Annotated in this window: 6 protein-coding genes and 1 pseudogene; 6 read left to right on the forward strand and 1 reads right to left on the reverse strand. The window is 39.0% G+C overall.

Annotated features, from left to right (window positions below):
* The first annotated feature begins 87 nt into the window (after positions 1 to 87).
* The 5 genes from J2S06_RS07970 (at position 88) to J2S06_RS07990 (ending at position 6,264) form a co-directional block, all read left to right on the forward strand.
* Entirely contained in the window at positions 88 to 1,212 is a 1,125-nt protein-coding gene (locus J2S06_RS07970) for a methionine biosynthesis PLP-dependent protein (protein WP_044895452.1), read from the forward strand.
* Positions 1,202 to 2,383 carry a cystathionine beta-lyase gene (metC, locus tag J2S06_RS07975; RefSeq protein WP_407638512.1) on the forward strand — a complete coding sequence of 394 codons (1,182 nt, stop codon included), beginning with the start codon at positions 1,202 to 1,204 and terminating at the stop codon, positions 2,381 to 2,383. The genes J2S06_RS07970 and metC overlap by 11 nt, the downstream gene beginning before the upstream one ends.
* A gap of 325 nt (positions 2,384 to 2,708) precedes the next feature.
* A complete protein-coding gene (locus tag J2S06_RS07980) occupies positions 2,709 to 3,701 on the forward strand; it encodes a TAXI family TRAP transporter solute-binding subunit (protein ID WP_083979354.1) in 993 nt (330 codons plus the stop codon).
* Positions 3,702 to 3,785: 84 nt separating this feature from the next.
* Positions 3,786 to 4,301 carry a DUF1850 domain-containing protein gene (locus J2S06_RS07985; protein WP_044895450.1) on the forward strand — a complete coding sequence of 172 codons (516 nt, stop codon included), beginning with the start codon at positions 3,786 to 3,788 and terminating at the stop codon, positions 4,299 to 4,301.
* Positions 4,291 to 6,264: a TRAP transporter permease gene (locus J2S06_RS07990; protein WP_044895449.1), complete on the forward strand. Its 1,974-nt coding sequence runs from the start codon at positions 4,291 to 4,293 to the stop codon at positions 6,262 to 6,264. Before J2S06_RS07985 ends, J2S06_RS07990 begins: the two co-directional genes overlap by 11 nt.
* 138 nt (positions 6,265 to 6,402) lie before the next feature.
* Here J2S06_RS07990 and J2S06_RS07995 read toward each other — a convergent pair.
* Positions 6,403 to 7,071: pseudogene (locus J2S06_RS07995) on the reverse strand (IS3 family transposase); the annotation flags it as partial.
* A gap of 492 nt (positions 7,072 to 7,563) precedes the next feature.
* On the opposite strand from J2S06_RS07995, the gene J2S06_RS08000 reads away from it, so the two are divergent.
* Positions 7,564 to 8,010, forward strand: a complete 447-nt coding sequence (locus J2S06_RS08000; RefSeq protein WP_419151927.1) for a DUF4372 domain-containing protein — start codon at positions 7,564 to 7,566, stop codon at positions 8,008 to 8,010.
* The last annotated feature ends 338 nt before the right edge of the window (positions 8,011 to 8,348 follow it).

Genomic DNA, 8,348 nt, shown 5'->3' on the forward strand with positions numbered 1-8,348 from the left:
TCTTCTGAAGAAGGCGTTTTAGTTTTAAAGACTCCTAATTTCCATTGACAAGACGGCCTCCGCAAATTTATACAAGGAGGTAATCACATGTTCAAAAAAGATATTGAAACAATTTTGGCGCAGCTTGGAAATCGCAGTGAAACAAAAACTGGAACGGTTAGTACCCCTATTTATTTGTCCACTGCCTACCGTCATACAGGGATTGGTGAATCGACTGGCTATGATTATAGCCGAACTGGAAATCCGACTCGAAAAATGGTGGAGGATGCGATTGCCACACTAGAGGGAGGGGATAGAGGTTTTGCCTTTTCTTCAGGAATGGCTGCCATCCAAACGATTTTATCTCTTTTTCAAAGCGGTGATGAATTAATTGTATCTTCCGATTTATATGGTGGAACGTACCGCCTTTTTGAAGAATGGCGTAAATACGGACTTTCCTTTCAATATGATGATTTTCTTTCCCTTAAGAAAACAGAATCATTAATCAATGCTAAAACGAAAGCGATTTTCTTAGAAACGCCAACGAATCCTCTTATGCAGGAAACAGACATTAAGCCAATTGCAGAATTGGCGAAAAAACATAACCTGCTGCTCATTGTTGACAACACATTTTATACTCCTTTGCTTCAGCGTCCAATCGAAGAAGGAGCGGATATTGTCGTCCATAGTGCAACGAAATATTTAGGAGGACACAATGATGTTTTAGCAGGTTTAATTGCTGCAAAAGGGGAGGAGCTATGTGAAAAGATTTTTACGCTCCAAAATGCCATCGGTGGAGTATTGTCGCCTTTTGACTCCTGGTTATTGTTAAGAGGAATGAAAACTTTATCTCTCCGCATGAAAAAGCATGAAGAAAATGCTAAAAGCTTAGCCGCCTTTTTAAAAGAGCTTCCTGAGGTAAAAGATGTGTTATATCCAGGAAAAGGTGGAATGCTGTCATTTCGTATTCAAAAAGAGGAATGGGTCGATCCGTTTTTACGAAATTTATCCTTAATTTGTTTTGCTGAAAGCTTAGGGGGAGTTGAAAGCTTTATTACTTATCCTGCAACGCAGACACATGCGGATATCCCAGAGGAGATCCGGATAAAAAACGGGGTTTGCAACCGGCTTCTCCGCTTTTCGGTCGGAATTGAAAATGTAGAGGACTTAAAAGCAGATATTAAGCAGGCATTAGCCATTGCGGCAAAAGAGGAGGTGAAGCATCGTGGCTGATCAATGGACGTTTCAAACAAAGCTTTTGCATAATAAACATAAATTTGATGTGACGACTGGCGCTGTCAGTGTCCCGATTCAGCATGCTTCTACCTTTCATCAACAAGGCTTTGATTTTTCACCGAAATATGATTATAGCCGTTCAGGAAACCCGACGAGGGAAGCGTTAGAGGAAGCTATTGCCGAACTGGAAGGAGGAGTCAGAGGTTTTGCCTTTGCCTCAGGGATGGCGGCCATATCTACCGCCTTTCTATTATTATCAAAAGGGGATCACGTTTTAATAACAGAAGATGTATACGGTGGCACCTTCCGAGTTGTAACAGAAGTACTGTCGAGATTTGGAATTGAGCATACGTTTGTCGATATGACAAATTTACACGAGGTGGCCTCTAACATTCGCCCAAATACGAAGGTCATCTATATTGAAACACCGTCAAATCCATTAATGAAAGTGACAGATATTTCAGGCATTGTCAAACTTGCGAAAGCAAATAACTGTTTAACATTTGTTGATAACACTTTTATGACACCAGCCTTGCAGCGCCCGCTCGAATTAGGAGCTGATGTTGTATTACATAGCGCAACGAAATTTTTAGCCGGTCATAGTGACGTTGTCGCAGGGCTAGCTGTTGTGAAAGATGAAGAGCTAGGAAATCGTTTGTACAAACTGCAAAACGCCCTTGGCGCTGTGTTAGGACCACAAGATTGTTGGCTTGTGCTGCGGGGATTAAAAACATTGCATGTTCGATTGCAGCAATCCCAAGAAACAGCCGCAAAGCTTGCCGGCTGTTTACTAAACCATCCAGCTGTTGAAAAGGTATACTATCCAGGATTTGACGATCATCCAGGCTCCTCGATTCAGCGCTATCAAGCAGAAGGGGCAGGTGCTGTGTTTTCCTTTCAGCTTAAGGATGGAAAAGCAGTTGAAAAGCTAGTTTCTAACTTGAATATTCCAGTGTTTGCAGTTAGTTTAGGTGCGGTTGAATCCATTTTATCTTATCCAGCGAAAATGTCTCATGCCGCAATGCCGAAGGAAGAACGCGAAAAGCGGGGAATTACAGACGGTCTTCTTCGGTTAAGCGTTGGGCTAGAAAGCTTTGAAGATTTAAAGAAAGATTTTTTACAGGCTCTTTCAAAAATTGAAATCGAAACAAAAACAACTTCATCATAAGCGCGAATCTTTCTGTGAAATGAATTTATGCCTGAAACAGGACATTTAATAAAATTTGCGACCATGACAAATTCTAAAAACAGAATGAATGGATTGCCCCTCCTCATATCGTGTGAGGGGCTATTTCATCCAAATTTGCTCGACATCGAGTTGTACAGATGGATGTTTGCGGCTGTCGTTTATTAAATGTAGAAATAAGTATTCGTTAAAATGTAAGCGTATTCAAAATATTCCGAATCACTTATAATCATTTGACACTTTTCATAATAGTTATGGTATTATAGAATTGTGGTTTTCACAATATAATGAAAAAGGGGTGTCAAGTTTGAAAAAATTCCGTAGTAGTCTTCTTTTCGTGGTCATGTTAGCAATGGCGATGGTAATTGCTGCTTGTGGAAATGGCGGCGGAAATGAAAATGATGAAGGTAATGGCGATGCGGAAAAGAAAACAACTAGTTTAAGTATTTTAACTGGCGGTACTGGAGGTACATACTATCCGCTTGGTGGTGCGATGGCAAGCATTATTGAAGATGAGACCGATTACAAAGCAAGTGCCCAATCATCTGGAGCATCTGCTGAAAATATGAGTACATTAAAAAATGGCGATGCGGAAATTGCTTTCACACAAACAGACATCGCTTCATATGCATTAAATGGCGAATTAATGTTTGAAGGTAACAAAGTAGATAACGTTCAAGCAATCGGTACACTTTACCCTGAAACCGTGCAAATTATTACGACAAAAGATAGCGGCATTGATTCTGTTGAGGACTTAAAAGGGAAAACGGTTTCAGTCGGTGCGCCTGGTTCTGGAGTCAACGCAAATGCTCAACAAATTTTAGAAATCTACGGTTTATCATTTGATGATATTAAAGCACAAAACTTATCTTTTGATGAGTCTACAGACGGAATTCAATCTGGAAGTATTGATGCAGCGTTCATTACTGCTGGTACACCAACTGGTGCAGTGGAAGCTTTAGCGGCACAAAAGGACGTAAAAGTGGTTCCTATTTCTGCTGACAAAGCAAAAGAGCTAATGGAGAAATATCCATACTATGCTGAAGATACAGTTCCTGCTGGAACATATGGCATTGATGAGGATGTTGCGACAGTTGCGGTTAAAGCAATGTTAGTTGTGCGCGACGACTTAGATGAAGAAACTGTATACAACATCACAAAAGCGATTTTTGAAAATACTGACAAAATCACCCATGCAAAAGGTAAATTAATTAAAGCAGAAACAGCACTTGATGGAATCGGAGATATGCCTTTACACCCAGGTGCTGAAAAATACTTCACAGAGAAGGGCGTTAAATAGTTTTACTGCAACACATGAAAATGATAGGCCGATCATTCGGTCTATCGTTTTCATTTGCTCTTTTCCTAATTAGGTGGGGTTATCATGGTCTATAAACGTACATTTTTCTTTTTTTTGCCCCTTCTGTCAATCATCGCTTTTGTTCTTTTCTTTCCTTTTAAACAAGTAATAGCCTTTTATTATGAAGATACAAATCAGCTGCTTGCCTATCTTCCTATCCAAGAGGAAAAGACATTTCAAATTGAATATACCCATTCCATCCACTTAACAGATGTTGTTGAAACATATCAAAGGTTGCAAAATGAACTAGTACTTACCGAGTTGGAGTACGAAAACTTTGCTATCGGAATGCCGGCTAATGCAGAAGGTAATGAATCCTTTGTCAAGAAAGACGGAAAATATTATATATTGAATATGAATCGGCGATTCTCTTTTATTGATTTACGAATTGGACAAGTGAGGGCGAATCATAAAGTTATTGTTGATGGAAAAAAATATAAACTTGCAAACTTTATAAAAGCTGGCACATGGGTACGAATCAAGCCAACGAAATTAAACATATGGCAACAGTTGAAAGGAGTGGACATCGATGGATCATAACGAAAAATTTGAAACGTTGTCTGAGGAAGAACAGCAAAAACTTTTGGAAAAATACGATCCAGAAGCGGGAACGAGAAAGCTTAAAGGTGTTTTTGGTGTCATTGTTTTTGTTGGATTATTATCTTTTTCCTTATTCCAATTATATACGGCGATTTTTGGGGTGTTTACGGCTCAAATTCAACGTTCCATTCACCTAGGTTTTGCCCTTGCACTAATATTTCTTTTATTTCCTGCTAGCAAAAAAAAGCGCGCAAGTGGAAAATGGCAAGTTGCATGGTATGATGTCATCTTAGCTATTTTAAGTGTGGTCGTGGGAGCTTATTGGCCAGTGAACATTGATGAAATTGTCATGCGTGTTGGATTATTAACGGATACAGACTTTTATATTGGCGTTCTTGCGATTTTACTAGTTTTAGAAGCAACTAGACGGGCCGTCGGACTTCCGATCACCATTATTGCCATTTTATTTTTAAGCTACGGTTATTTTGGAGAATACATGCCAGGATTTTTGCAGCACAGTGGTTTAAGCTTGCAGCGTTTAGTGCAAACAATGTTCTTTACAACGGAAGGTATTTTAGGAACACCGTTAGGCGTATCATCAACATTTATTTTCTTGTTCCTTTTATTTGGCGCTTTTCTAGTGAAAACAGGTGTCGGTCAATATTTTAACGACTTAGCTGTTGCAATAGCTGGAAGAAGTACTGGGGGACCAGCGAAGGTTGCGATCTTCTCAAGTGCGCTGCAAGGTACGATTAGCGGCAGCTCTGTTGCGAACGTTGTTACCTCAGGTTCGTTTACGATTCCAATGATGAAAAAGCTCGGCTATAAAAAGGAGTTTGCTGGAGCTGTTGAAGCTGCTGCATCAACAGGTGGACAGCTCATGCCACCAATTATGGGAGCGGCTGCTTTTTTAATGGTTGAGTTTATTGGAAACGGTTTAACCTATTGGGATATTGCAAAGGCTGCTGCGATCCCAGCGATTCTTTATTTTACGGGCGTTTGGATTATGACGCATTTTGAAGCAAAGCGTATTGGCTTAAGCGGACTTTCGAAAGAAGAAATGCCGAATAGAAAAGAAGTCTTTAAGAAAATTTATTTATTAATTCCGATACTAGCTGTTATTGTCCTACTAATGTCAGGGATAACGGTTACACATTCTGCATTATATGCGATTGTCATTGCCATTATTGTCGGCTTCATTAATCGCGATTCAAAAATGCGCTTGATTGATATTATTTATGCTCTTGTCGATGGTGCTCGTACAGCATTATCTGTTGCAGCGGCAACAGCTGCTGCTGGTATCATTGTCGGGATCGTCACCAAAACAGGACTTGGCTTAAAGCTTGCTAATGGGTTATTAGATATTGCAGGCGGTATGCTGCTTCCAACATTATTCTTAACGATGATTGCTGCTATTGTTCTTGGGATGGGTTCACCTACAACAGCGAACTATGTCATTACGTCAACAATTGCTGCACCAGCCATTATTTTATTAGGAGTTCCTGATTTATCGGCTCACTTATTTGTGTTCTATTTTGGTATTATTGCCGATATCACTCCGCCAGTTGCATTAGCAGCATTTGCAGCAGCAGGTGTTTCGGGAGGAGAACCGATTCGAACGGGAGTACAATCCGCTAAGCTGGCGATTGCCGCCTTTATCATTCCGTATATGTTTGTACTCTCACCACAGCTGTTAATGATTGATACGACATTCACAGAGCTAATATGGGTGATCTTTACTGCCCTTTCTGGAATGGTTGCAATCGGAGCAGGGATGATCGGCTTCTGGATGCGTAAACTGCATTGGGTAGAGCGCATTTTATCCATTGCTGCCGGTCTCATGCTCATCTATCCAGAAGGATTCACAGACATTGCGGGGCTCATATTATTTGTTGTCCTCCTCGTTTTCCAAATCGTATTAAAACGCGGCACTAATAAACCGATGAAACCGCAAAATGCTTAATCAAAAATCCGGTTCCTTGATAGGACCGGATTTTTGATTAAACGTGTATTATAATCCTTTTAGGATAAATAGTTTAAAGAGCTAGCATCCTTCGATTTTGCAGTGATCATCCGTCATTTCTTTTCGTTCGACTCCTTACGTAATATCCGCCACCCATACTTGATTCGGCTCATCTGCTTCAAACTGCTGATTCAATAAGTTCAAATACACAGGCCAATGATGCTTCGAGTTCGTGGTTGCCTTATATTTTTTCTTTGTTTTGGAACGAATGTCACCATCTTTCATGATTCTGGCGACCGTTTTTTGAGATGCCTTAACCCCTTGCTTCTGAAGGATTTTTGTGATTTTTGGGCTGCCATACGTTTCTCTTGACTCGATGTGAATCTTTTTGATTTGCTTTTTCAACGCTTCCTGTCTTTTCTTTTGTTGGCTTTCTAGCCGTTTGGTCCATGCATAGTATCCACTTCTTGAAACACCTAGGACTTCGCACATCTTCGCCACACGAAACTCCTTTCTATGCGTATGAATGAATTCATCAATTACTTCTGGTTTTTGGCGAAGATGCTTATGGCCTTTTTTAAGATGGTGTTTTCCCCCTCCAGATCCCGAAAGCGCTTTTGAAGTCCGCAATTTTCTTGATCTTCTGGTTTAACTATGTTCGGCATCTTTTTTATAATCTGCGACCCATTTATGAAGAGTTTTTGGTGAAATATCGAGTTGTCTTGCGGTTTGAGTGACCGCTTTTCCTTCCTTGATCACTAATTTTACTGCATGTATTTTGAATTCTTTATCAAAACGTCTAGCCATTATAGACACTCCCTATGATTGATAGATTTACTGTACATTTCTCTATTCGTTGTGTCTATAATCTATACTAACATCACTTTGGAATACTGGACGGGTAGAAATTTTATCACCACTACCAATTTCCATTTTTGATCGTAAGGGACTCCATACTCGGAAAGTTCACGATCCATAAGAACCTTTTGCTCATGAAGGGTGTTCTCTCCTGTTTCGTTCTCTTTCTTCGATATGTTTATATTGACATTTTTTTAACGCGTTATTAAAATAGAATTGAAAAATATGTAAATTTAAACATAATATATAAATAAATGACAATACTGTAAATTAATAATAAATATCTTTATTTGTGAAAGATCAATCTCAAAAATAAAATAAATCACTAGCGTTGCATAAATTTAATTCGAAAATTCCGAATTGAAAAAAGTCATAAAAAAATCCTTTATAATGGATGGTACAGGTGGTCCCTGTCCAAATCCAATATAAAGGATGAAGCCTATGGACATGGATACAATATTTTCTTCATTTGGTAAATGTGTCACTCCTCTCAATTCTGTCAAATTTACACAAAGAATTGAAGAGATGAAACAAGATAAATATACGAAAAAAATAACCACAAAAGCGCATTTACTTTTGTTTTTACATGCTCAACTTCAACAACGAGAAGGACTGCGCGCCATCGCCGATGATGCGTTACTGGATGATTTTCAGCGAGAATTAGGATTGACTTCTATTAGTGCTTCACAACTTTCCCGAAAACATCGCCAAGTAAAACCCGAATTACTCGCAGAAATCTTTCTGGGTTTAGTGAATCAAATCCGTCAGATGTCCACGAATTCCTCCAGTCAGGTGAATGGCTTAAAAATTGTGAATTCCACGACCATTTCACTGAATCTGAAAGAATATCAGATGTTAGGAAAATTTAGAGAAAACGTGAGAATTTAAAGAAAATTAAAATTTAAAGTGGAAGGTTTGATTGTTATGGAAAAATTTTCTTTGTGGTGGAAAAATTACCGTGGATATATGATCGTCCCTTTTTGTGGAATGGGATTAATAGTTTTATTTAGACATGAAGAATTACCAAGTTTTATTAATATATCTTTCATATTATTCGCTGTTTATATTATTTTTTATATCGTCAGCTTTATAAAGAATGAATTGTTGAGAGATAAGTAGATATACTACTTGAAAGGAGCATTCCTGTTAGAAGTTTTTTCGGGGACTTGAATAAAAAAAGCCCTCTTGGTATGATTCGGGGGTGTCAATCGCACGAATTGACCCCT

The sequence above is a fragment of the Bacillus alveayuensis genome, assembly GCA_030812955.1.
GTDB lineage: Bacteria > Bacillota > Bacilli > Bacillales > Aeribacillaceae > Bacillus_CB > Bacillus_CB alveayuensis.

Bases quoted from the DNA above. Each gene is read 5' to 3' on its own strand.
- J2S06_RS07970 (WP_044895452.1), top strand. From the start codon at position 88: ATGTTCAAAAAAGATATTGAAACAATTTTGGCGCAGCTTGGAAATCGC.
- J2S06_RS07990 (WP_044895449.1), top strand. From the start codon at position 4,291: ATGGATCATAACGAAAAATTTGAAACGTTGTCTGAGGAAGAACAGCAA.
- J2S06_RS07985 (WP_044895450.1), top strand. From the start codon at position 3,786: ATGGTCTATAAACGTACATTTTTCTTTTTTTTGCCCCTTCTGTCAATC.
- J2S06_RS08000 (WP_419151927.1), top strand. From the start codon at position 7,564: ATGGACATGGATACAATATTTTCTTCATTTGGTAAATGTGTCACTCCT.